General features: G+C 65.4%; 21 protein-coding genes. 8 read left to right on the top strand and 13 right to left on the bottom strand.

Annotated elements, in window-relative coordinates:
• Window positions 1-85: 85 nt before the first annotated feature.
• The gene (locus ACJH5R_RS12955) at window positions 86-2,086 is read right to left on the bottom strand and encodes a hypothetical protein (protein WP_406782096.1); all 2,001 of its coding nucleotides are present in this window, start codon (window positions 2,084-2,086) and stop codon (window positions 86-88) included.
• A 109-nt stretch (window positions 2,087-2,195) separates the two neighbouring features.
• On the opposite strand from ACJH5R_RS12955, the gene ACJH5R_RS12950 reads away from it, so the two are divergent.
• Both ACJH5R_RS12950 and ACJH5R_RS12945 read left to right on the top strand, forming a co-directional pair.
• On the top strand, window positions 2,196-3,425 hold the full coding sequence (locus ACJH5R_RS12950; protein WP_406782095.1) for a PucR family transcriptional regulator: 1,230 nt from the start codon (window positions 2,196-2,198) through the stop codon (window positions 3,423-3,425).
• A gap of 121 nt (window positions 3,426-3,546) precedes the next feature.
• On the top strand, window positions 3,547-4,929 hold the full coding sequence (locus ACJH5R_RS12945; RefSeq protein ID WP_406782094.1) for a cellulase family glycosylhydrolase: 1,383 nt from the start codon (window positions 3,547-3,549) through the stop codon (window positions 4,927-4,929).
• Window positions 4,930-4,944: 15 nt separating this feature from the next.
• Here ACJH5R_RS12945 and ACJH5R_RS12940 read toward each other — a convergent pair whose 3' ends face one another.
• The gene (locus ACJH5R_RS12940) at window positions 4,945-6,471 is read right to left on the bottom strand and encodes a PE-PPE domain-containing protein (protein ID WP_406782093.1); all 1,527 of its coding nucleotides are present in this window, start codon (window positions 6,469-6,471) and stop codon (window positions 4,945-4,947) included.
• Window positions 6,472-6,527: 56 nt separating this feature from the next.
• Window positions 6,528-7,265 carry a TetR/AcrR family transcriptional regulator gene (locus tag ACJH5R_RS12935; RefSeq protein ID WP_406757492.1) on the bottom strand — a complete coding sequence of 246 codons (738 nt, stop codon included), beginning with the start codon at window positions 7,263-7,265 and terminating at the stop codon, window positions 6,528-6,530.
• Between the two features lie 66 nt (window positions 7,266-7,331).
• Between ACJH5R_RS12935 and ACJH5R_RS12930 the strand changes: the two genes are divergently transcribed.
• Window positions 7,332-8,513: an NAD(P)/FAD-dependent oxidoreductase gene (locus ACJH5R_RS12930; RefSeq protein WP_406757493.1), complete on the top strand. Its 1,182-nt coding sequence runs from the start codon at window positions 7,332-7,334 to the stop codon at window positions 8,511-8,513.
• 97 nt (window positions 8,514-8,610) lie between these two features.
• Here ACJH5R_RS12930 and ACJH5R_RS12925 read toward each other — a convergent pair whose 3' ends face one another.
• Together ACJH5R_RS12925 and ACJH5R_RS12920 are read right to left on the bottom strand one after the other, a co-directional pair.
• Complete coding sequence (locus ACJH5R_RS12925) at window positions 8,611-9,405, bottom strand: alpha/beta hydrolase (RefSeq protein WP_406782092.1); 795 nt, start codon at window positions 9,403-9,405, stop codon at window positions 8,611-8,613.
• Window positions 9,406-9,443: 38 nt separating this feature from the next.
• Window positions 9,444-10,814 carry a cytochrome P450 gene (locus ACJH5R_RS12920; RefSeq protein WP_406782091.1) on the bottom strand — a complete coding sequence of 457 codons (1,371 nt, stop codon included), beginning with the start codon at window positions 10,812-10,814 and terminating at the stop codon, window positions 9,444-9,446.
• A 141-nt stretch (window positions 10,815-10,955) separates the two neighbouring features.
• On the opposite strand from ACJH5R_RS12920, the gene ACJH5R_RS12915 reads away from it, so the two are divergent.
• The 3 genes from ACJH5R_RS12915 to nrdF all read left to right on the top strand — a co-directional run bounded on the left by ACJH5R_RS12915 (window position 10,956) and on the right by nrdF (window position 13,795).
• Entirely contained in the window at window positions 10,956-12,050 is a 1,095-nt protein-coding gene (locus ACJH5R_RS12915) for a helix-turn-helix transcriptional regulator (RefSeq protein ID WP_406782090.1), read from the top strand.
• Window positions 12,051-12,212: 162 nt separating this feature from the next.
• Window positions 12,213-12,827 (top strand): superoxide dismutase, encoded by a 615-nt coding sequence (locus ACJH5R_RS12910; protein WP_406757629.1) that lies wholly within the window; start codon window positions 12,213-12,215, stop codon window positions 12,825-12,827.
• 5 nt (window positions 12,828-12,832) lie between these two features.
• Window positions 12,833-13,795 (top strand): class 1b ribonucleoside-diphosphate reductase subunit beta, encoded by a 963-nt coding sequence (gene nrdF, locus ACJH5R_RS12905; protein ID WP_406757630.1) that lies wholly within the window; start codon window positions 12,833-12,835, stop codon window positions 13,793-13,795.
• 14 nt (window positions 13,796-13,809) lie between these two features.
• Here the strand turns inward: nrdF and ACJH5R_RS12900 are convergent, their stop codons facing one another.
• Window positions 13,810-14,523: a LysR family substrate-binding domain-containing protein gene (locus tag ACJH5R_RS12900; protein ID WP_406757496.1), complete on the bottom strand. Its 714-nt coding sequence runs from the start codon at window positions 14,521-14,523 to the stop codon at window positions 13,810-13,812.
• A 28-nt stretch (window positions 14,524-14,551) separates the two neighbouring features.
• On the opposite strand from ACJH5R_RS12900, the gene ACJH5R_RS12895 reads away from it, so the two are divergent.
• Entirely contained in the window at window positions 14,552-14,938 is a 387-nt protein-coding gene (locus ACJH5R_RS12895; protein WP_406782089.1) for a DUF5997 family protein, read from the top strand.
• 24 nt (window positions 14,939-14,962) lie between these two features.
• Here ACJH5R_RS12895 and ACJH5R_RS12890 read toward each other — a convergent pair whose 3' ends face one another.
• From ACJH5R_RS12890 to ACJH5R_RS12865, 6 genes are all read right to left on the bottom strand, one after another.
• Complete coding sequence (locus tag ACJH5R_RS12890; RefSeq protein WP_406757498.1) at window positions 14,963-15,346, bottom strand: VOC family protein; 384 nt, start codon at window positions 15,344-15,346, stop codon at window positions 14,963-14,965.
• A 126-nt stretch (window positions 15,347-15,472) separates the two neighbouring features.
• On the bottom strand, window positions 15,473-15,898 hold the full coding sequence (locus ACJH5R_RS12885; RefSeq protein ID WP_406757499.1) for a hypothetical protein: 426 nt from the start codon (window positions 15,896-15,898) through the stop codon (window positions 15,473-15,475).
• 149 nt (window positions 15,899-16,047) lie between these two features.
• A complete protein-coding gene (gene nrdE / locus ACJH5R_RS12880; RefSeq protein ID WP_406757500.1) occupies window positions 16,048-18,219 on the bottom strand; it encodes a class 1b ribonucleoside-diphosphate reductase subunit alpha in 2,172 nt (723 codons plus the stop codon).
• On the bottom strand, window positions 18,186-18,644 hold the full coding sequence (nrdI, locus tag ACJH5R_RS12875) for a class Ib ribonucleoside-diphosphate reductase assembly flavoprotein NrdI (RefSeq protein WP_406757501.1): 459 nt from the start codon (window positions 18,642-18,644) through the stop codon (window positions 18,186-18,188). The genes nrdE and nrdI overlap by 34 nt, the downstream gene beginning before the upstream one ends.
• A gap of 58 nt (window positions 18,645-18,702) precedes the next feature.
• Complete coding sequence (locus tag ACJH5R_RS12870) at window positions 18,703-18,942, bottom strand: redoxin NrdH (protein WP_406757502.1); 240 nt, start codon at window positions 18,940-18,942, stop codon at window positions 18,703-18,705.
• Window positions 18,943-19,342: 400 nt separating this feature from the next.
• The gene (locus tag ACJH5R_RS12865) at window positions 19,343-20,014 is read right to left on the bottom strand and encodes a DedA family protein (protein ID WP_406757503.1); all 672 of its coding nucleotides are present in this window, start codon (window positions 20,012-20,014) and stop codon (window positions 19,343-19,345) included.
• An 81-nt stretch (window positions 20,015-20,095) separates the two neighbouring features.
• Here ACJH5R_RS12865 and ACJH5R_RS12860 point away from each other — a divergent pair, with 81 nt between their 5' ends.
• Window positions 20,096-20,776 (top strand): response regulator transcription factor, encoded by a 681-nt coding sequence (locus ACJH5R_RS12860; protein ID WP_406757504.1) that lies wholly within the window; start codon window positions 20,096-20,098, stop codon window positions 20,774-20,776.
• Here the strand turns inward: ACJH5R_RS12860 and ACJH5R_RS12855 are convergent.
• Entirely contained in the window at window positions 20,746-22,158 is a 1,413-nt protein-coding gene (locus ACJH5R_RS12855; protein WP_406757631.1) for an ATP-binding protein, read from the bottom strand. The two genes, ACJH5R_RS12860 and ACJH5R_RS12855, sit on opposite strands and share 31 nt — an antisense overlap.
• Window positions 22,159-22,290: the final 132 nt, after the last annotated feature.

The raw sequence follows: 22,290 nt of genomic DNA, 5'->3' as shown, positions 1-22,290 counted from the left end.
GCCGGACCTGTGTCCGTCAACGCCCGTGCCGCCTTGCCGCAGGAGCCCCTGCGGCAAGGCGCCACGACGCGTGGTTGCTGCCGGCTCAGCCCATCAGGGCCGCCATGACCTGCTGGTTCAGATCGACCAGTGACTCCATCAGCGGCGAGTACGGGCTCAGGTCGAAGCTGTTGCCGGCGTTGAGAATTCCAGTCGACATGTCGTCACGCGCGTTGAGCAGGCCCGCGATTATGCCGGTGGTCGGGTCATCCCAGGCCGTATCGAAGACCGTCCCAAGCCTTTCCAGACCGCCGGTCAGAGTTGTCCAGGCCTGCGTCCAGTCGCCGGAACTGAAGTCACCCTGCAAGCCTTGCCAAGTCTGGTCCGCAACAGCCTTCGAACTCATCATGGCCAGCAGCACCGGCAACTCGATGTCTTTGAATGCCAACGGCATATTGCCGACGAACGCCGCCATGGCACCAGCCGGGTTGGTCAGGAACTCCGAGGCGACGGCGTCCAGGTTCGGCATCAGCGCAGGATCGGTCATCCGGTCCCAGATCGTAGGCGCGTCAGCCTGGCTGCCGAAGATCTTCTCGAAATTGTCCTCGCCCATCGAGGCCACAACCTGGTAGCGCAGGAGGTTGGCCCCCAGCCAGGAGATGTCGTGGTCCTGGTCTTGGTTGTAGTTCCAATTGAACAGGCGCTCGTGCAGCAGCGCCGCCTGCTCTTCGGGGCTGACAAGTGGGTGATCGGCCGGCAGGTAGTCCTTGACGTCGGCGACGTTGACCACCTGGGAAAACGTCTGGGAGCCCGTCGGATTGCCTTCCACGCCCTGCCAGCGGACTCCGAGCATGCCGTTGACCAGGCCGCCGGTGTCGATCCAGTTGGCGACACCAGGGTCTTTGGCGCTGACGACGTAATAGGTGTAGCCGTCGGGGTCGGCGAACGTCTGGGTGCTGTTCAGGCTGCCCTGTGCGGTCACGATCGGAACGTTCTGCCCCCACGCGTTGGCCAGCTCCAGGCCGGAGTAGCGGGCGTCCAGGTTGGGCACCTTGATGATCAGTGCCTCATCGTCATCGAGGCGGAAGTGTCCCATCGTGCTGTATTGACCGGGCATGAGTCCGTTGATCGCGGTGGTGGACGATGCGACCGGCGTCATCCAGTTGACCGGGAGCTTGTTCGGGATCGCGGTCTGGTCGTAGTACACCGCGTCGGCGTTGGTGGTGGGAATGTCCCTGGCGACGTTGCTCAACAGCGTCGTCAGCTGCTCGTCCGAGAGGAACGGCAGGTGGTAGGTCGGCGCGACACCCTCTTGCTGGAGTGAGAAGAAGTCGTGCGGCAGTCCGGCGTCACCGATCGAGTTGCGAATAAGCATGGTTTCAGCGCCGGTAGTGTCGATCCAGTTCCCGTCGTGCGGCGTCGGGCTGAAGGTGACCGTGTAGCTGCCATCGGCATTCGGCGTAGCCCCGGACAGACTGAGCACATGGCCGGTGGGCAGGTAGCCCTGCTCAGAGCCGATCGTGCCGGACAGCGTTGTGAACGAAACGTCGAGGCTGCCGGCACCGGGGTGGACCGTCATGGTGTAGGTGCCGTCCGCGCTGATCGGGATGACGCCGTACTGATTGTCCGGGTTCACCAAGATGTAGAACTGGCCCGGGTCAGCCGAATTGGCGTCCCACGGGAAGCCGAGCAGCCATTGGATTCCGGTATTGGGATTGAACATCTCGCCGTATTGCAACACCAGCTCGGTGGCTGACAGGCCCTGTATGTACTGCGGCAGCGAGTCAAGATCCGACGGAATGATGAACGGGTAGTGGCTATTCGTGTCGTACACCTGCTGCTGTGCGTCGAGCAGCTGGTCGATGATCGATTGCATGGCGGCCGTCGGGGCCGTCGCGGCGACCGCGTGCGGGGTTGCCAACGTCATCGCCAACGCTCCAGCCACCGCGCCCGGCGCGGTGGCGGCGACGACGCGCAGCCGCTGCCGCACCCGGCGCCGCTGAGCGGCCTTGCAGTTGGCGCGCTCGACGGCTGCGCGTTGTGTGGATCCGATGCGCGACATGTGGTCCTCCAGGGTGTGGTCAAGGCGAGCTGTGATGGCTGTCACCTGATAGCGACCTGATTGTTCGGCGAATGAGGGTCGTCGCGAAAGAGCATTTGGCACCTAAAAAGCACACCAGTCAGTGCACAATGCACCAGCGATATATGCTGCAGCTATGGACTGTGCACGGCCATCCGAACCGGTACGCGAACTGATCCGGCATGGCGCCCAGCTGATGGTCAGTGCTCCCCCGGAGTCACTCGACGAACTCCATGAGGCCACCCTGTCGGCCGTATACACGCAGGCCATAGCCTCGGATCCGGTTCTCGCCGAAGGCATCCGCCGCAGCAACCGCTCCAACCTGCTGCACTGGGCGGCCGCCAATGTCAGCCACCCAGGAGAACCGGTGCCGGCCAATCTCGCGACGGAGTCACTGCTCATCGTCCGGGACGGATTCCGTCGAGGCCTCGACGAATCGGCGGTCCTCGACGCCTACCGGGTGGGAACTAATGTGGCGTGGCGGTCGTGGATGCAGACCGCATTCACCCTCACCAACGATCCCGACCAACTGCGTGAACTGCTCGACGTGACCTCCCGGTCGTTGACCTCGTTCATCGATGCCACCATCGTCGGCATCGGCGAGCAGATGCAGCGCGAACGTGAGGCCCTCACCCGGGGCACCCACGCCGAGCGGCGGGAGACCGTCGCACTGATCCTGGACGGCGCGGCGATCACCACACAGCGCGCGCAAAGCCGGCTCGGCTATCGCCTCGACCAAAGCCATACCGCGGCGGTGATCTGGGGCGACGAGTCGACCACCAACCTGTCCGATCTCGATGCCGCCGCCGAGGCGTTGATGCGTACCCACGACGGTCAGCGCGCATTGTCGGTTCTCGCCAGCACGGCGACCCGCTGGGTGTGGGTGCCCGGCCCGGCAGGCCCGGACCTGACCGCCGTCTCCGCCGCGGTCAGCACCCTGCCGGGGGTGCAGATCGCGATCGGGACGACGGCCGCGGGCCTCGACGGCTTTCGGCGCAGCCACCTCGACGCCATCACCGCACAGCGCATGATGGTGCGGCTGAACTCCACCCAGCGTGTGGCCCGGTTCACCGATATCGAGCTCGTCGCCTTGATCAGTGCCGAACCGGAGTGGGCGGACCGGTACATCACCCGAACGCTCGGCGACTTCGCGACGGCCGACGCCGAACTGCAGCAAACCGTCCTGACATTCGTCCATCAGCAGTGCAACGCCTCGCGTGCGGCCGCCCACCTGTTCATTCACCGAAACACATTGCTGCGCCGGATTGCTCGCGCCGAGGAACTGTTGCCGAAGCCACTGGAAGACAGCAGCCTGTACGTCGCGGTCGCGTTAGAAGCGCTGCGCTGGCGTGGCGGCGCGGGTTAGCGCCGGCGGAAGCTTCGCGCCTCACCTGAGAATGACTTCGGTTTGACCTGAAATTTCTCTCCCGTGGGCGATACGCTCAACCCTCACCATCACTGACGAGGCGGTCCTGTAGTTGATCACTGTGCGTCGCATCCAAACGGCACTCGCCGCGGCCATTCTGGCCGCCTCAACCCTGACCGGCGCCGCCAGCCTGCCGACGACCAATCCCGGCGCGGCCCCGGCGATCGCAGCGCCGCAGGTGATCCACCTCGAGACGATCACCCTGGTCAATGCCGAGACCAGCGATGTCACCACCCAGGTTTTCGGGGTGGCCGACTCCGACCTGTACAACCTGAACCAGTCCGACCTCGTCGCCCAACTCAGCGAGATCCGCGACCTCGGGGTCACCGATCTGCGCCTGGCCGTGCCGTGGCTCTACATTCAGCCCACCGCCACCACCTATGACTGGGCCCAGATGGACAACGTGATCAACACGGCGCACTCGATGGGCTTCACGATCACCGGCGCGATCACCGGCAACCCCGCCTGGGATGGCCCCCTCATCTCGGGTGCCCCCGACCCGACCGCGTATGCGAATTTCGCCGCCGAGGTCGCCGAGCGCTACGGCAGCCAGATCTCGTCCTACGAGATCTGGAACGAACCCAACGGGGTGATCTTCTACTCCCCGGTCAGCGCCGAGACCTACACCACCGTGCTGCAGGCCGCCTACACCGCGATCAAAGCGGTCGACCCCGACGCCACCGTGCTGGCAGGCGCGTTGGGTGCGACCACCACCATCGCCGGGCTCAGCGTCAGTCCCCAAGAGTTCCTGGAGCAGATGTACGCCAGCGGGGCCCACGGCTATTTCGACGCGGTGAGCTACCACCCCTACCACTACACGTTGCCGTTCTCCGCAGGCCTGGGCGTGACCAACTCACCGCTGGAGCAGGTCCAGGCTCTCAATGCGATCATGGCCGCCAACGGTGACGGCGATCTGAAGATCTGGGCCACCGAGTACGGCAATGCCACCACCCCGGTTTTCGGTGTAAGCGAGACCGTCCAGGCCAATTTCCTCGAAAACTTCCTGATCGCCTGGTCCAAGCTCCCGTTCGCCGGGCCGGCGTTCATCTACAGCGCCCAAGACCTGGCGACCGGGGCGCTCAACCACGAGGGCAACTTCGGTTTGTTCACCGACGACGGCACCCCCAAGCCCGCCGCCGAGGTGCTGGCCAACCTGATCACCGCCAACGCCCACGGCACCCTGCCGGACTACACCGCGCCGCTGTTGCCCGACGCCGAGGTGGTCTACCTCCAGCTGGCCTCGATGGTTGCGGGCGTGATCAACCAGGGGCTGATCATCCCCAACGCCATCTTCGCGGCGATCTACCAAGTGCTGCCCGAGCCCCTGCAGCAGGCGTTCACCGCAGCGTCAGACTTCATCACCGCGACCGCGACCCAATTCCTGGAGGCCACCAAACCCATGGTCGTGGACACCATCAGCGTGTTGCTCGACCTCGGGCTCTAAACCTCTGACACCGGATCAGCCGAACAGGCCGGCCAACTCCGCCTGAATCTGGGACGTCGCGTGCATGATTCCGATCAGCTCGAATCCCGCCGCCAGCGACCCCAGCCCGGTAGCCGCGGCCAATGGAAGACCGATCGCGTCGAGCAGGTTCCCCTGGGAGAGTTCGGAGAAGAAGACCTGGGCCATGGCGGCCGGCAGCGTGGTGGTCAGTGCATTGAGGATGTCTCCGGTCACCATCAACGCCCCGTTGATCGCGGAGACCGAGCCGCTGAATGCGTTGGCGATGTCAACGAGGCTGGGCATCGTGAACGCAGCCATGTCCACACCTGTGTCGGGCCCGTCAGCAACGGCTGACGACAGCGAACCCAGGTCTTGAACGAAATCCTGCCAGCCCTGTTGCGCGCCGTTGACCAGGGCCGTCAGGACATCCATGGGGTTGACGTCCGGGAACAACCCAATCGTGGTGGGTACGTTGGCCGGCCCCGCGTCCCAGCCGTGTTCGATCTGGCCGTAGCCCAGGTTGACCAGCACCCGCAGGGAGGGCTGCACCAGGTCAGCGATCGCGTTCCCGAACGGACTCCCCCGGAACGGCTCCAGCAGGGGAAGGTTCTCGGTCGGGATCATCCAGTAGTTGGTCGCCGTACTCGGCGTCACGCCGTCGGGCAGCTCACCGACGTAGTCCACCGACCCCGGAAGCAGAATCGCGTTGGCGAGCTGGCCATCAGGTGTCATCGGCAGCATCGCGTACTGGTCGTGCGTGTACAAGATCCCGGCTACCGCGTTGAGGTTGGCAAGCAGATTCAGCGAGTAGCGCGGAAAATCGGCAAACCCGTCGTACTCCAGCGTGTAATTGTTGGTCGCCCAGGGACCGTCCGGGGTTGCGCCGTTGAGGGTCAGGCCCAGTGAGGCAATGGGCACCGATCCACCGAACTCCGGCAGATTGAAGATCTGCATCAGCCCGCCGTTGGGGGTGTTGGGGTTGCCCAGGAACGTGAACGTCAACGCATCCGCGTCTGGCCGTTGATCTTCGGGCAACGCGAGATACTGCCTCATCAGCAGCGTGTCGATGGAGGCACTTTGCGAGTAGCCGTAGAGGTTGACGGCATGGCCCAAGTTGAACTGCTGTTGGACGGCGAGCTGCAGGATCGTCAGCCCCTGGGCCATCGAAACGTCCAGCGGCAAGGTCTTGACACCGGTAAACGGCTGCAGTCCCTCCGGGGTGAACAGGGCCTGCGGGGTGAACCCGGGATGCAACGGCTGAATGAAGCGCTCGTTGACCGCGTCGATGTAGTCCTGGTGCGGTATGGGAATGCCGCTGCCGCCGAACACAATCGAGCATCCGAACACGTCCACCGCCATGCATGCGTACGGGTCACCCGGCGGGCCCCCGCCCGGAAAAGTGGGCAACGCCGCCGGCGCTACCGCCAACGCCGTGGTTACTTCGGACGCCGCGGTCGCCTGAGCCGCCGGCACGACCAGCGCTGCCGCGGTGACCGCCGACAGGAGCCCTGAACCCATCCGCCAGGCGTTATTGTGCTTCATTCAGCCGTTTATACGGCATTTATCAGGTTGTTGGGCGCGATTCAGGCAGATCGCGATCAGGCGACCGGCTGGCGCCGAACTGCCTCGTGGATCGGCTGGGCCGGGTCCATAACGATGCCGAGGTTCTGGGCGGTGCCACCGACGACGCTGATCATGATCGTCGTCAGGTAGTCCACGAAGGTGTCGCGGGGCATCCGCCGCGGGCTGTCCAGCTCCGGTCCGAGCCACCAGTCGGTGGCCGAGGTCGCGCTGCCGAAGGCCGCAAACGCGGCCAGCTCCAGCGCCCCACGGTTGAGGTCCAAATCCTGCAGTTCGTGGTTGATCATCTCCGCCATCGCCAGCGTGATGGTCCGGCCTTCGTTGAGTGCCCGCATCCTCGACTCGGACTGTGCGCGCGCCCGGCCCTGGATGAAAAACCGCAGCACGTTGGGGTGCTCGTCGACCAGCGTGACGTACTCTTCGACACTGCGCTGGACGATGTCGCGCAGCGAGTTGGTGGCGACGTCGATGGAGGCGAAGATCGCGGCCCACAGGTCGTCGCGCAGCCGAGCTCCGACCGCCTCGAACAGGTCATCCTTGTCGGCAAAATGCCGGTAGATCTTGGGCTTGGCGGTGCCGGCTTCCTCGGCGATCTCGCGCACGCTCACTTCAGGGCCGAGCCGGTCGATGGACCGGAAGGCGGCGTCGACGATCTCGCTGCGAACCTTCTTGCGGTGTTCGCGCCAACGCTCGCTGCGGGCGTCGACCTTCTGCCCGCCGTTTTCGGCCGGCTTGGGTCTCGTCGTTCCGCGCACGTCAAGCACCTTACAGCGTTGCCGTCGCTGACCTGGGCAGACCGGCCGTCGGCTACCATCGCCGCTGTGGTGCAGCGATTCGATCTTGCAGTTGTCGGCGGAGGTCCAGCAGGGTCAGCGGCCGCCTGGCAGGCCAGGCAGGCCGGCGCAAGCGTCGTGGTCTTGGACAAGGCCGAGTTCCCCCGGGACAAGCCCTGCGGTGACGGCCTGACCGCCCGCGCGGTCAGCTACCTGCAGAAAATGGGCCTGGCCGAGCAGGTCGACAAGTTCCACCGGGTCAACCGGGTGAAGGTGTTCAGCCCGAGCGAGTGGGAGCTGTCATTTCCGCGCCGGCCCGGCATGCCCGACCACGGCTACGTCGCGCGCCGCCCGGAACTGGACACGTTGCTGCTCAAGCACGCCGAATCTGCCGGCGCCGAGATTCGGCAGTCCGCCGAGGCCGCCGGCCCGGTGCTCGACGACACCGGCCGCGTGACCGGAGTACTGCTCAAGGGCGGCGAAAAGGTGCTGGCGGATGCGGTGATCGCCGCCGACGGCGCCTACTCGCCGATCAAGCGGGCGCTGAAGCTCGACTCGGACTACAACGGCTACTCCGCGATCGCGATCCGCGCCGAAATGCCCGCGGTCCGGCCGGATGTCGACTCTCTCGACATCTATATGAAGCTGGTCTTCCAGGGCGACCAACTGCCCGGCTACGGCTGGGTGTTCCCGCTGGGTGACGGCCGGGTCAACATCGGCCTGGGCTACGTCAACAGCTACAAGAACTGGCAGGCCATCAACGCCACCCACTTCCTCGGCGACTTCCTCGAGACGCTTCCCCGGGAATGGGAACTGCCTTCGATCACCGAACTCAAGCAGTCCAAGACCGTACGAGCCTGGCGCCTGCCGATGGGCTTCACCGCGTGGCCGCCGTGGCGGCCCGGGGTGCTGTTCACCGGGGACTCGCTGGGTGCGGGCAGGCCGACCTCGGGCGCCGGGATCTCCAAGGCGCTGGAGTCGGGGCTGGCTGCCGGCGAATGCGCCGTCGCAGCACTGACCAACGGCGGGCCCGACGATTTCACCAACTACGCCAACCGTATGGAAGAGGCGTGGGGCCGGGAGTACAAGCGCGGCAGGTTCTTTCACAAGCTGGCCGGTAGGCCGACGCTGGCCAACGCCGGGCTCAAGCTGCTCGACAACGCGCGATTCCGCGACCTGATGCTCGCCCGGCTCTACAAGGGCCAAGAGGGGCCGGCTCACACGCACTGAGGTCGTGGCCCCTGACCGAGTGTGAATCTCACGACGCGCCACGCCGACGAACGCGTCGCGAACCGCACAGTCGGCGCGCGCTTGGCCGATGAGTCGGCTACAGGTCCCGTTCGCCCAGCCAGACGTGGATGTGTTCTGCTACCGAGTCCCAGCCGGGTTCGAGCATCATGTTGTGCCCCATTCCGGAGAAGATCTCCGCGTCGGTGCCCACGGCGCGTGCCAGCGCCCGCACCGCCTGGATCGAGATGCAACCGTCGTGTTCGGCGCCCAGCACCAACAGCGGCGTCGTTATCCGCGTGGGGCGGGCGATATTCAACATCAGCACGTCCAGGATTGCTCGTTGGCATTCTTCCTGCAGACGCGCTGCATACCGGACGACATCGGCTTCGGCAGTTGTCGGCGAGAAGAATGCCTCCCGGGCGCGTTCGGGCGAGTCGACCAGCGGCAACGATCTGCCGGTGAACGCGTAAGCCGCCATCAGCCAGGGGTGTCGTCTGGTCTGACGCAAGGACAGTGCGAGCGCAGCGCGGCCGGTCACGGACGCCAGCAGAACTCCCGCAGCCGCGGGTGAGGACTCCAGATATTTCTGCACCAGGTAACCGCCCATAGAGTGGCCGATCAACACCGGCACGGTGGGCAGGTCATCGACCACCGCGTGAATGTCGTCGACGTAGTCGGCGGCCGAGCAGGAGCGCAGCCGCTGGTGCAGCGAGCTCTTCCCGTGGCCGCGCAGATTCACCGCCACTGCGCGATAGCCCTTGTCGGCGAAGAAGTTCAGGAAGTGTTCGGCCCAACACCACGCGCCGTGCCAGGCGCCGTGCACGAACAGCAGCGGCGCCGGGTGGGCGCGGGTAGTGACACCTACATCGAGGATCTCGAGCCGGGGAGCCACACCCCGCCCCGGCACACCGGGTGACGCTGGTTGCGCCGTCACCGCAGCGCGCCCGATCGCTGTGTGACGCGGGCATAGATCGGCGCGGCGGCGACCGTCGTGAACGGTACCGCCACCGGGAATTCGTTGCTCAGCGAACTGATCTCACGGTGCCGCACACAGGTGGCCAGCGCCAGGGTGGCTTCCAACATGGCGAAGTGATCGCCGACGCACTTGCGTGGTCCACCACCGAATGGCAGATACTGCCATCGATTACGGCCCGCCGAGCTCTCCGGACTGAACCGGTCCGGATCAAACTCCAGCGGCCGTTCCCACAGCGTCGGATCGCGGTGCAACGCGTAGATGCCGATCCCGACCATGGAGCCGGCCTGCACACGAAAGCCGTCGACCGCGATGTCGCGCAACGCAGTTCGACCGTTGAGCGCGCCAGGCGGGCACAACCGTAATGCTTCATGCAAGACCTGGATGGTGTACGGCAGTCTGGCCACATCGTCAGGGCTGAGGTCCGCGTCGAGTTCGGCGACCTCGTCGGCAACCCGGCGCTGCATGTCGGGGTGGTTGCCCAGCGCCCACAACGCGTAAGCGAGCGTCGTCGCGGTGGTGTCGTGACCGGCCAGCATGAACACGATCAGCTCGTCGCAGATCTCACGATCGGTCAGCCCACGGCCGGTGTCGGGGTCGGTGGCACTGATCAGCCCGCGCACCAGCGGCGCATCCCTATCGGGGTCGGCTCGACAGGCCTGCAGGATGTCGTTGGCGAGCCGGTGCAATGTGGCGCTGGCGGCCCGGGCACGGTGTCGCGCCGGGGTCGGCAGCCAGCGCGGCGCGCGTGCCGGAGCAAACGCCCGATCCGTGACGTACTCCTGCGCGACGCGCATCGGCGTACCCAACGCGGCAGCCTGTTCGTCAAGGTCGGCGCCGAGCACCGAGCGCCCCAACGCCCGCAGCGTCAATCGGCGGCACTCGGCGTCCAGATCGACCGTTGACCCGTCTTTCCAGCCGGTGGCGACTGTTTCGGCGGCCTGTCCCATATGCCCGGCGAACCCGCGGACATGCTGCTTGGTGAACAGCGGCTGCAACGTGCGCCGCCGCGGCAACCACGCCTCATTGGGTAGATCGAAGAGGTTCGGACCCATCAGGTGGCGTATCTCATCGTGGGCCAGAGTGCGATCGACGTCGCCGCTGCTGAGCACGTCATGCGAACCTTGCGGCGAGGTCACAACCACTATCGGGGGCGCGAGCCAGCGTGGTGCCAGTTCCAACCTGGTCACCGGCCCGCCGGCATCGCGCAGTATTTCGATTCCGGTACGCAGCTCCCGGAACTGCCGCACCTGCTGCCAATATGGCAATGGGTTCTTCGGCGCCAACGGCAGAGCCCGCACATCGACGCCGACATCCTGCACGGTCATGGGGGTCAGCCAACCAGGCACGATCCACCCCGCGCCTCATCCAAATGGTTGAGATTTTCGCCGGAAATCAGATTGCAGGCGACTTCTCCGGCGCACAATCTTCTCCAAGGTGGGAGACATTCCCCAGACCGGAGACGTGACATGCCGGCGGCAGCGACTCTTGACGACTTTTCGCGGATAGTCGCGGCCATCTATGGCACCGTCCTGGCGCCCACCAACTGGACCTCGACACTGAGCGACCTTGGGCAGATCGTCGATGCAAACTGCGCGGTGATACGCGTGGACGAATCGGGCCGGTCGATCCAGGCCACCAGCCTGGCACCGGAGGCCCAAGCCGACTACAACCGGCACTACCACCGGATCGATTACGTCCTCGACGCCGTCGAGAACGGCCCGGTCGGTGTCCTTCACAGCGGGCGGTCACTGGTGGCATTGCAGACCGAGTCCGAGTTCAACATCGACTGGCTGCGTCCACTGGACATGACGGACGGCTTGTTCGTGCGGCTCACCGACGGCCCGGCGCCGCTGGCGTTCCTTGCCGCCGCGCCACAGCCGCTGCAGCCCTTCGTCCCGCTGGTCAGCGCCCTGGTACCGCACCTGCAGCAAGCCCTGCACAGCCAACGGCACCTGCAACAGCTGCGCCGCCATGCCGACGACCTCGGTGCCGTCACCCAGGCACTGCGGCTGGCCGTCGTCGTGGTCGCCACCGAGTCGCACATCGTGTACGCCAACGACGCCGCCGAGGACCTCCTGCGGTCAACCGGCGGACTCCGCTCCCGCGCCGGGCGACTCGAAGCGGTAGCCGCCGGAACCGACCGTGCGCTTCAGTGCAGCATTCACGCCGCCTTGGCGGCCGGGACCAACCCGCCGTCGGGAAGCTCGCTGCTGTGCACCCGACCCGACGACCAGCGCCCCTACGTCATCGAGGTATTGCCCATCGATCCGGCCGACGGCACCGGACCCGGCAGGCGCGCCATGGTCATTGTCGTCGATCCAGAGCACGAACCCGAAACAGCGGCAGTGCTTTTGCGCCGCCACTACGGCCTCACGGCCGGCGAAACCCAGATTGCGCTGATGGTGTTGAACGGCAGCAGCGTCAAAGACATCGCCGAACGCATGTCGCTGTCACAGTCCACCGTCAAGACCCACCTGCAGCACCTCTTCGACAAGACCGGAACCCATCGCCAAGTCGACCTCATCCGGCTGCTGCTCGGCCTGCGCTCGCCCTGCCGCTGAGCTCAGTGGTGGGTTCACACCAAGCAGGGCACATCGAAGGTGGCCGTCTCGCGAGCTGGACGCCAGTAAAGTACGGCTAGCCGTAACTATTTGTTCGGGTAGCCGAATAACCGCTACGGTATGAGGGCGCAACAGCCCCACCCCGTCAAGGAGAACTACGCGATGCCGGCCTACCAACTCCCCGATCTGACCTACGACTACGGCGATCTCGAACCCGCGATCAGCGGCGAAATCATGGAGTTGCACCACGGCGCGCACCACGCCGCCTACGTCAAGGGTGCGAATGCAACGTTGGAACGCCTCGGCGAGATGCGACAGGCCCGCGACTTCGCGCCACTACCCGGGCTCGAGCGCACCCTGGCCTTTCACCTGGCCGGCCACAGCCTGCATTCGCAGTTCTGGACCAACCTGTCCCCCGACGGCGGCGACCGGCCCGGCGGAGAGCTCGCCGCCGCTATCGACGAGTTCTTCGGCAGCTTCGAAGCGTTCCAAGCGGAGCTGACGGCGGCCACCGCCAGCGTGCAGGGATCAGGCTGGGGCGCACTGGCCTGGGATCCACTCGGGGCGCGACTGGTGGTCAACCAGATCCACGACCACCACATCACCGTGGTCCCGACCAGCACCCCGCTGCTGGTGTTCGACGCCTGGGAGCACGCGTTCTATCTGCAGTACCGCAACGTCAAGACCGACTACATCGACCGGCTGTGGTCGCTGGTCGACTGGGCCGATGTCGCCGAACGATTCGACGCCGCCCGACGCTGTTCACCGTCGACGTAGGCTAGATCGTGGCCGTCGATCCGATCGAGGCGATCAACTGGAACGACATCGCCGACCAGCGGGACCTGGATGTGTGGAACAGGCTCACCGCGAACTTCTGGCTCCCGGAGAAAGTGCCGCTCTCCAACGACCTGCCCAGCTGGCACACCCTGAGCCCCGAACAGCAGACGCTGACCATCCGGGTGTTCACCGGACTGACCCTGCTCGACACCATGCAGGGGACCGTCGGGTGCATCGAGATGCTCGCTGACTCTGCCACACCGCACGAGGAAGCGGTCTACACCAACATGGCGTTCATGGAGTCGGTCCACGCCAAGAGCTACAGCTCCATCTTCTCCACCCTGTGCTCGACTCCCGAGATCACCGCAGCCTTCGCCTGGTCGCGTGAAAACACCTTCCTGCAACGCAAGGCCCACATCGTGCATGACTACTACCGGGGCGACGACCCGCTGAAGAAGAAGATCAGCTCGGTGATGCTGGAGTCGTTCATGTTCTACAGCGGCTTCTATCTGCCGCTGCATTGGGCATCGCGTTCGATTCTGACCAATACCGCCGACATCATCCGGCTGATCATCCGCGACGAGGCAGTGCACGGCTTCTACGTCGGCTACAAGTTCCAGCAGGGCATGCACACGGCCACCGCGCAGCGACGCATCGAGCTGAAAGACTTCGCCTACTCCATGCTCACCGAGCTGTACGACAACGAGATCGACTATGCGCGAGATCTATACGGCCCACTCGGCATGATCGAACCTGTCCTGCCTTACATGCGCTACAACGCGAACAAGGCTCTGTCCAACCTCGGCCTGGACCCGTTGTTCCCCACCGATGACTGTCGCGTGCCGGCCGAGATCATGTCCGCCCTCGACCCGGGAGCTGCCGAGAACCACGACTTCTTCTCCGGGTCGGGCAGCTCATACGTGATCGGCGCACAGCAGCCCACGACCGACGACGACTGGGATTTCTGAACTCCACAGCTGTGTCAGCGTCGACCGCGCCCCGCCCGGCCCGGTTTGCGGGCGACCTTGCCCGCAGCGGCGCGCGCGGCCTGTTTGGCGAGCGTCTTCTCCCGAGCGGTGCGCTTGGGCGCCGACGGGGCCTGCCCCCGCGACGAACCGGGTTTGCGGCCCCGCACAACGCCGACGAACTCTTCGACCAGTTCCGACTGCGGACCGCTGGGGAAAGCCAGCGACACCGGGCAGCTGGGCGCATCGGCGATCGGACGGTAACTGAGATCCTTGCGGTGATAGAGCCGCGCCAACGACTGTGGGACGACAAGTGCGCCCAGCCCGGCTGCAACGAGTTCTATTGCGTCCTTGGTGGTTTCAGGTCGATGGTCGATCGGGTTGCCGGGAGCGTCCGCCCATGCGACGACGTCGTCTAGCGGCAGCAGGACCGGCTCATCCTGGAGGTCGGCAGCGGCGATCTCGTCGACGGCGTTGAAAACGTGGTCCTTGGGCACCACGACTACCGTCGTCTCCTCATAGAGAGGAATGACCGCCAGCCCCTCGGTGTCGGCCAGCGGCCGCAGCAGTGCCACATCGACGGTGCCGGCCCGCACGGCGGCCGCCGCGTCTGCCGCGGCAACGGCGTGCAGCAGCAGTGGGACATCCGGGTGCCGCTCGGCCCAAACCCGAGCCCACTTCGCGGGCGTCCCGCCGGGGACGTACCCGAGGGTGAGGGAAGGCGGGTTCACCGCATCAGGCTACCGATAGGCTGACGCCATGAGCAGGCCGAACGCACAGTCCATGAAACCCGCTACGGCCGCCAAGAAACTGGACGTGTATCTGCCCGCGACACCTGGGGAGTTCCAGGAGAACTCGATCACCCGCACCGAGCTCGCCGCCTTGCAGGCCGAACCGCCGGAGTGGCTCAAGGACCTGCGCAAGAACGGACCGCACCCGAAGAATCTGGTGGCGGCCAAGCTGGGCATCTCGATCTCCGGTCTCACCCGCAGCGGCGTGGAGAATGCGCTGACCACCGAGCAGATCGTCGCGCTGCTCGAGGAGAAGCCGGAGTGGCTGGTCGCCGAACGTGAGAGCTACCAGGAAGTCCTGCGCGAGCAGCGGCGCATCAAGGCACTGCATGCCGACCAAGCTCGCGAAGGCTGATTCACGAAGACCGAAGAACGGGCCTCACGGCAGGTTGAGCTGCCAGGACACTCCGTACCGATCGTTGACCCAGGCGAACGCGGTCGAGAAACCGTAGTCGCCGAGCGGCATCAGGGTGGCGCCACCCTCGCCCAGCACGGCCACCAGCCGTTCCAGCTCCGGGCGGTCAGCAACGTCGACGAACAGTGAGCTCGACGGGGTGAAGTCGAAGCCATGCGTGACCGCACTGTCACTGACCAGCACCCGCTGCCCGGCCAGGTCGAGTTCGGCCAGCATGATGCCGGTGGCCGGATCGGGGTGCGCGGTCGAGGACACCACCGAGGCACCCGGGAATGCGGCCAGGTACAACTCGATCGCGGCGGCGGCGGTCCCGCCCTGGAACATGAGGAACGGTCTGATCCGGGTCATGCCGCCCACCCTAGCCACGCTGACAGCGCGCGGCTTTGAAAAAAGAAGCAGGCCAGGGAGCAATATCGCCTGGCCTGCAACTGTTTCGAAGCGGCCTGCCAGTCGCCGAGCACGAGCGCGAGCCGATCAGCACAGGTAGCGTTCGGCGGAATCCACCAGACGGCTGACGCTTCCGCGATCCAGTCCGTCGTGGCGGTTCACGCCCAACTTGCGCGCTGCCCTGCTGACGACTTGAGCGGCCTCACCGCGCGACGCGGGGGTCGCGCGTCCGTCCGGCCCCTTGCGCAGGACATGGCATGCCTCCCAACCCAATTGCAGCGCTTGGTTATCGCGTAACCGGACCCTGACCGTGCTGTGCACCTCACGCAGGTAGCTGTTGGCGTCGGCGTGTGCGGTACCAACTGCCAGCGAAGGGAGGGCCGCGAGAAGGATGGCTGCCAGCATGATCCGCGAGAACCTGGCTTTGAGCTGGGTCAATTGACGCCTTTCGTCGGTCAACCGCGCAGAAGTGAACGCCGAATCTGGTTTGTTCAGGACTTTCACATTCAGCATAAACGCTTGGTCGCGGGAGCCGAAAGTGCCACCTGCGTTGCGGCCGCTCGAGGCAGTAAGCAGTCGATCGACCTAGGACTCTGACCTCCCCCAACGAACAAACGGGCCAGAGGACATGTCCCCTGGCCCGCGTGTCGTCGGAAAAATGGTCACAGCATGCAGGACACGCAACCCTCGACCTCGGTGCCTTCCAGCGCCATCTGCCGCAGGCGGATGTAGTAGAGCGTCTTGATCCCCTTGCGCCAGGCGTAGATCTGAGCCCTGTTCACATCGCGCGTGGTCGCGGTGTCCTTGAAGAACAGCGTCAAGCTCAACCCCTGGTCCACGTGCTGGGTGGCCGCGGCGTAGGTGTCGATGATCTTCTCGTAGCCGATCTCGTACGCGTCCTGGTAGTACTCCAGGTTGTCGTTGGTCATGTAGGGCGCCGGGTAGTAGACCCGGCCGATCTTGCCTTCCTTGCGGATCTCGACCCGCGCCACGATCGGATGGATCGACGACGTCGAGTGGTTGATGTAGGAGATCGACCCGGTCGGCGGGACGGCCTGCAGGTTCTGGTTGTAGATCCCGTGGGCCTGCACCGACTCCTTGAGCCGGCGCCAATCGTCCTGGCCCGGAATCCGGATGCCCGCCTCGGCGAACAGCTCACTCACGCGCGCGGTCTTGGGCTCCCACACCTGCTCGGTGTACTTGTCGAAGAACTCCCCAGAGGCGTACTTGGAATTCTCAAAGCCCACGAATGACGTACCCCGTTCCAGGGCAAGACGATTCGACGCGCGCAGTGCGTGATACAGCACGGTGTAGAAGTAGATGTTGGTGAAGTCGATGCCCTCTTCGGAACCGTAGAAGATCCGCTCCCGGGCCAGGTACCCGTGCAGGTTCATCTGCCCCAGCCCGATGGCGTGCGAGGAGTTGTTGCCCTGCTCGATCGACGGCACCGACCAGATGTGGGTCTGATCCGACACCGCGGTCAGCGCCCGGATGGCGACCTCGATGGTCTGGCCGAAGTCCGGCGAGTCCATCGCCTTGGCAATGTTGAGCGAACCGAGGTTGCAGGAGATGTCCTTGCCCACCTTGGCGTACGACAAGTCGTCGTTGAATTCCGATGGGGTGGAGACCTGCAGGATCTCCGAGCACAGGTTCGAGTGGGTGATCTTGCCTTCGATGGGGTTGGCCCGGTTCACCGTGTCCTCGAACATGACGTACGGGTAGCCGGATTCGAACTGCAACTCGGCCAGAGTCTGGAAGAACTCGCGCGCCTTGATCTTGGTCTTGCGGATGGCCGCGTTGTCCACCATCTCGTAGTACTTCTCGCTGACGGAGACGTCGGCGAACGGCACCCCGTAGACCTTCTCGACGTCGTAGGGCGAGAACAGATACATGTCCTCGTTCTTCTTCGCCAGCTCGAAGGTGATGTCGGGAATCACCACGCCCAGACTCAGCGTCTTGATCCGGATCTTCTCGTCGGCGTTCTCCCGCTTGGTGTCCAGGAAGCGGTAGATGTCGGGGTGGTGGGCGTGCAGGTACACCGCACCGGCACCCTGACGGGCGCCGAGCTGGTTGGCGTAGGAGAAGGAGTCCTCCAGCAGCTTCATAATCGGGATGACCCCGGAAGACTGGTTCTCGATGTTCTTGATCGGGGCGCCATGCTCGCGAATGTTGCTCAGCAGCAACGCCACTCCCCCACCACGCTTGGACAGCTGCAGGGCGGAGTTGATCGACCGGCCGATCGATTCCATGTTGTCTTCGATGCGCAGCAAAAAGCAGCTGACCGCCTCGCCGCGCTGCTTCTTGCCGGAGTTCAAAAACGTCGGGGTGGCGGGCTGGAAGCGACCGTCGATGATCTCCTCGACGAGTTGCTCGGCCAGCTTGGTGTCACCGGCGGCCAGGGTCAGCGCGACCATGCACACCCGGTCCTCGAACCGCTCCAGGTAGCGCTTTCCGTCGAAGGTTTTCAAGGTGTAGGAGGTGTAGTACTTGAACGCCCCCAGAAACGTCGGGAACCGAAACTTCTTGGCGTAGGCCCGATCCAGCAACGACTTGACGAAGTTGCGCGAGTACTGGTCGAGCACCTCGCGCTCGTAGTACTCCTTCTGGATCAGGTAGTCGAGCTTCTCGTCCTGATTGTGGAAGAACACCGTGTTCTGGTTGACGTGCTCCAAGAAGTACTGACGGGCGGCCAGCACATCCATGTCGAACTGGATCTTGCCGTCGGCGTCATACAAGTTGAGCATCGCGTTGAGCGCGTGGAAGTCCAGCTCGCCCACCGGTGCGCTGCGGGTGGTTGCGGTTACCTGCTCTGCAGTTGCAGCGGTTGGTGGCATGCCTCGTCCTTCCAGAAATCGGCCAAGCCCGCGCGGACGGCTTGTACGTCCTCGTCGGTTCCCATCAATTCGAATCGATACAGGTACGGCACCCCGCACTTGCGGGACACCACGTCACCCGCGTAGCAGAACTCCGCACCGAAGTTGGTGTTGCCGGCCGCGATCACGCCGCGCAGCAGCCCCCGGTTGTGTTCGTTGTTCAAAAAAGCGATGACCTGCTTCGGCACGTAGCCGCCGTCGTTCATATCGGGCTGCTGACGTCCGCCGCCGTAGGTCGGCAGGACTAATACATAGGGGTGGTCGACCTCGATGCGTCCGTGCAGCGGGATCCGGATGGCCGGCAGGCCCAGCTTCTGCACGAACCGGTGGGTGTTCTCCGACACCGAAGAGAAATACACCAGGCTGCATTCCGAATCCGCAGACATGGCGACCCCCTTCAGCTCTCAGTCAGACTCCACCCGTACCCGACCCGACCACCGGCGCCTACGCGCTGAGCGCGGTCTGCGTCAGCGCCTTGATGCGGTCCGGCCGGAAACCCGACCAGTGCTCGTCGCCGGCGACCACAACCGGGGCCTGCAGGTAGCCCAGCGCCATGACGTAGTCACGGGCGTCGGGGTCCAGCGAGATGTCGACCTTCTCGTAGGAGATGCCCTGCTTGTCCAACGCCTTGTAGGTTGCGTTGCACTGCACGCACGCGGGCTTGGTGTAGACAGTGATGCTCATGGCGGCAGGCTCCTCAGCGAATCGTCGACAACGAAAGGATGACGGATCGGGCACTACGTTCAGCTAGCCGCCAGGACTTTCCGTTCTCCAGCTCCGCAGCCGTGGCAGAGCACCGAAATTGGTGCCGGTTGCCGCGGCCCGGATAACTGGAAGATCCCGGGCCTGTCGGTCCCCCGAACACTACACCTAGTGGTCATCCCTCGGGGTTAATACTAGATGTTCTGAACGACATTGTTGAAATTCGCTGGTCGTAAGCTTGCGGCGCCGTGTACGTCGGCGTGTCGCATCTCACATTCGAGCATCTCTCTCTTCATAACCGCAGGTCTACCACTCGGCACCGACAAGCGATCGGCGCAGGCACCCGCCGGCCTCCTGCCAGCAAAGCTGCCCAGCCTCCCCATCAACGCGTCCCGGCAGGCACAGATTCCCGCAGATCCGCCACGGCAACGGGGGCCGGCCGGCGACGGTTCCGGCGCAGACGGCCGCCCACGACGCCCAGCAGCACCGGTACCAGCGACACTGCGATGACCGCCAGCAGAACCAGGTCCAGATGTGCGCGGACGAACCCGATGCCGCCGAGCTGGTACCCCAGCAAAGGGACGCCCGCACCCCAGGCCAAAGACCCGGCGATGCTGTAGCCGGTGAACGTTCGATGGCGCATTCCCGACGCCCCCGCCAGCACCGGCGTCAGGGTCCGCGCCACCGCGACGAAGCGCGCCAGGAAGACCGTCGCCTTGCCGTGGGCAGCGAAGTAGCGCTGGGCGCGCTCCACCTGATGGCGGCCGAGCCGTCGGGCGCCCCGCGACTCCAGCACCGCCGGCCCCGCCTTGACCCCGAGGAAGTACCCGCACTGATCGCCGGCGATCGCCGCGAGCGGCACGGTCAGTATCAGCAGCCACAACGGAACCGCGGGGTGAACTTGAGCGGCCAGCACGCCCGCGGTGAACAGCAGCGAGTCGCCGGGCAGGAAGAAGCCCACCAGGAGACCGGTCTCGACGAACACCACCGCCAGCACGCCCAGCAGACCGAACGTGGCGATCAAAGTGTCTGGATTGGTAGTAATTCCGGTCATGGCACCAGCTTGTCCGCGAGGCGCTGTGGGACCGCTGAGAACGCGGCGAGCCCGGTGGTCGCGCTCTGCTGTACTGGTGTGGTGCGGATACTGCTGGTCGAAGACGAGGCTCGGCTGGCTGAGACGGTGCGTCGTGGACTGGTCGCCGAGGGCTTCGTCGTCGACGTCGAACACGACGGCGCAGATGGTCTGGCCGCCGCCACCACCGGCGACTACGACGTGGTGGTGCTGGACATCATGCTGCCCGGCCTCAGCGGCTATCAGGTGGTTCGCGAGCTGCGAGCCCAGCAGGTGTGGACGCCGGTACTCATGCTGTCGGCCAAGGACGGCGAGTACGACATGGCGGATGCCTTCGACATCGGTGCCGACGACTACCTGACTAAGCCGTTCTCATTCGTCGTGCTGGTGGCGCGGCTACGCGCACTGCTGCGCCGAGGCGCCCCGGCGCGTCCGACGGTGCTCACCGCCGGCACCCTGACGCTGGATCCGGCTCGGCGCCGGGTGACCCGCGGCGACACGGTGCTCACCCTGACGCCGCGGGAATTCGGGCTGCTGCAGTTCTTGATGCGGAACCAGGGTGACGTCGTCACCAAGCCCGAGATCCTGCGGTCGGTGTGGGATACGAACTACTCCGGCGACGAGAACGTCGTCGAGGTCTACATCGGTTATCTGCGCCGCAAGGTCGACGTGCCGTTCGGGCTCGCCACCATCGAGACCGTGCGTGGCGCCGGCTACCGGCTGCGCTCGGACAGCGATTCTTGATCGGGGCAACCCTGCCGCGGCAGTGCGACGGTGAACACCGCACCACCGGCGGCAGCATCACCGACAGCGACGGTGCCCCGGTGGGCGCGCACCACCTCCGCGACGATCGCCAGGCCGAGCCCGGTTCCACCTGACGCCCGGGCCCGGGCCGCGTCGAGCCGAACAAACCGTTCGAAGATCCGGCTCCGATCCCGCGCCGGGATCCCGGGACCATCGTCGGCGATCGTGATCACGACGCCGTCCGGGACCGGACGGCAGCTCAGCGTCACCGTGCTGCGGGCATACCGGGCCGCGTTGTCGACCAGGTTGCGAACCACCCGGGTCAGGGCGGCGCGATCGCCCGTTACCCGGCAGGCCCGGATTTCGGTCGCGACGCCGACCGCCCCGTTACCACTCAGCCGGGCCGCCTCGGCCTCCATCAGATCGTCGATGTCGACGTCCTCCCACCGCAGTCCCAGTGCCCCTTCGTCGGAGCGGGCCAGCAGCAACAGGTCTTCGAGAAGTCGGCTCATCCGGCGTGATTCCGGAAGCAGCGATTCGTCGATCAGTTCCCGGTCCATCAGCTCGGGCCGGCCACTGGCCAGCTCCAGCGCGGTGGTGATCGTGGCGAGCGGGCTGCGCAGTTCGTGCGAGACATCGCTGACCAGGCGAAGTTGGGCGGCCCTGCCGTGTTCCAGGCGAGCGAGCATGGCGTTCATCGTCGTCGCCAGTTCGGCGATCTCGTCATGGGTTCGGGGAACCGGAACCCGCTCGGTCAGGTCAGCGCTCGAGATCGACGCCACCTGGGTGCGGATCGCTTCCACCGGGCGCAGTGCGGCGCCGACCAGGCGGAAAGTTCCCGCCGCCACCAACACGATCAGAATCGGCGCGCCGAGCGCCAGCAGCACACCGACCTCGGCGACGATCTCTTCGACCGGTTCGCGGTCCACCCCCACCAGCACGGTGACCGGAGCTCCGTCGGCGGCGGCGCCGCGGGCCGATACCCAATACTCCTCGCCAGTGGCGGATTCGACGCGGCCCACGTAGCGCGCTTTGCCCTCATCGAGGGCTACCGCGGCCAGTGGAGATCGGGGTGCGCCGTTGGAGGCGGCCCGGATCACGCCCGACGCCCCGATCACCTGCACCACGGCGATCTGCCCATCGGTGGCCAGCAGCGCCGACTCCAGATCGTCGAGATCGTCAGACCGCAGCTGGGCGGCGATGTTTTCGGCGCGAAGTCCCGCCGCGGTTTCGGCGGTCGATTCCAGCGACCGATACAGCACCAGCAGGAGCAGCCCGCCCGCAATGGCGAGGCAGATCGTCATCACCGCCGCGGCGGCCAGCGCCGATCGGGTCCGCACACCGCTGTACAGCGAGCGAAGCCGCTCGATGACGGCCCGCATCCGGTGCGTGCTGCCCCTCACCCCACCTCCCAGTTCATCGCGTCTCGACACAGCATGCCCGTCATCGTGGCCCGCCGCCGCTGTGACGCCACTGAGGCCGCGGGTGGCCATCCCCTGTCGGAGGAGCCCGCT

The sequence above is a fragment of the Mycobacterium sp. SMC-19 genome (genome assembly GCF_045310815.1).
Lineage (GTDB): Bacteria > Actinomycetota > Actinomycetes > Mycobacteriales > Mycobacteriaceae > Mycobacterium.
Note: the sequence above shows the minus strand (reverse complement) of the source record. Positions and strands in the feature narration are given on the sequence as shown.

What these genes read in the sequence shown, in the direction of transcription:
- ACJH5R_RS12950 (WP_406782095.1), top strand. Translation starts at nt 2,196, where the DNA reads ATGGACTGTGCACGGCCATCCGAACCGGTACGCGAACTGATCCGGCAT.
- ACJH5R_RS12940 (WP_406782093.1), bottom strand. Translation starts at nt 6,471, where the DNA reads ATGAAGCACAATAACGCCTGGCGGATGGGTTCAGGGCTCCTGTCGGCG.
- ACJH5R_RS12920 (WP_406782091.1), bottom strand. Translation starts at nt 10,814, where the DNA reads ATGACCGTGCAGGATGTCGGCGTCGATGTGCGGGCTCTGCCGTTGGCG.
- ACJH5R_RS12915 (WP_406782090.1), top strand. Translation starts at nt 10,956, where the DNA reads ATGCCGGCGGCAGCGACTCTTGACGACTTTTCGCGGATAGTCGCGGCC.
- ACJH5R_RS12910 (WP_406757629.1), top strand. Translation starts at nt 12,213, where the DNA reads ATGCCGGCCTACCAACTCCCCGATCTGACCTACGACTACGGCGATCTC.
- ACJH5R_RS12895 (WP_406782089.1), top strand. Translation starts at nt 14,552, where the DNA reads ATGAGCAGGCCGAACGCACAGTCCATGAAACCCGCTACGGCCGCCAAG.
- ACJH5R_RS12890 (WP_406757498.1), bottom strand. Translation starts at nt 15,346, where the DNA reads ATGACCCGGATCAGACCGTTCCTCATGTTCCAGGGCGGGACCGCCGCC.
- ACJH5R_RS12885 (WP_406757499.1), bottom strand. Translation starts at nt 15,898, where the DNA reads ATGCTGAATGTGAAAGTCCTGAACAAACCAGATTCGGCGTTCACTTCT.
- nrdE (WP_406757500.1), bottom strand. Translation starts at nt 18,219, where the DNA reads ATGCCACCAACCGCTGCAACTGCAGAGCAGGTAACCGCAACCACCCGC.
- nrdI (WP_406757501.1), bottom strand. Translation starts at nt 18,644, where the DNA reads ATGTCTGCGGATTCGGAATGCAGCCTGGTGTATTTCTCTTCGGTGTCG.
- ACJH5R_RS12870 (WP_406757502.1), bottom strand. Translation starts at nt 18,942, where the DNA reads ATGAGCATCACTGTCTACACCAAGCCCGCGTGCGTGCAGTGCAACGCA.
- ACJH5R_RS12865 (WP_406757503.1), bottom strand. Translation starts at nt 20,014, where the DNA reads ATGACCGGAATTACTACCAATCCAGACACTTTGATCGCCACGTTCGGT.
- ACJH5R_RS12855 (WP_406757631.1), bottom strand. Translation starts at nt 22,158, where the DNA reads ATGCGGGCCGTCATCGAGCGGCTTCGCTCGCTGTACAGCGGTGTGCGG.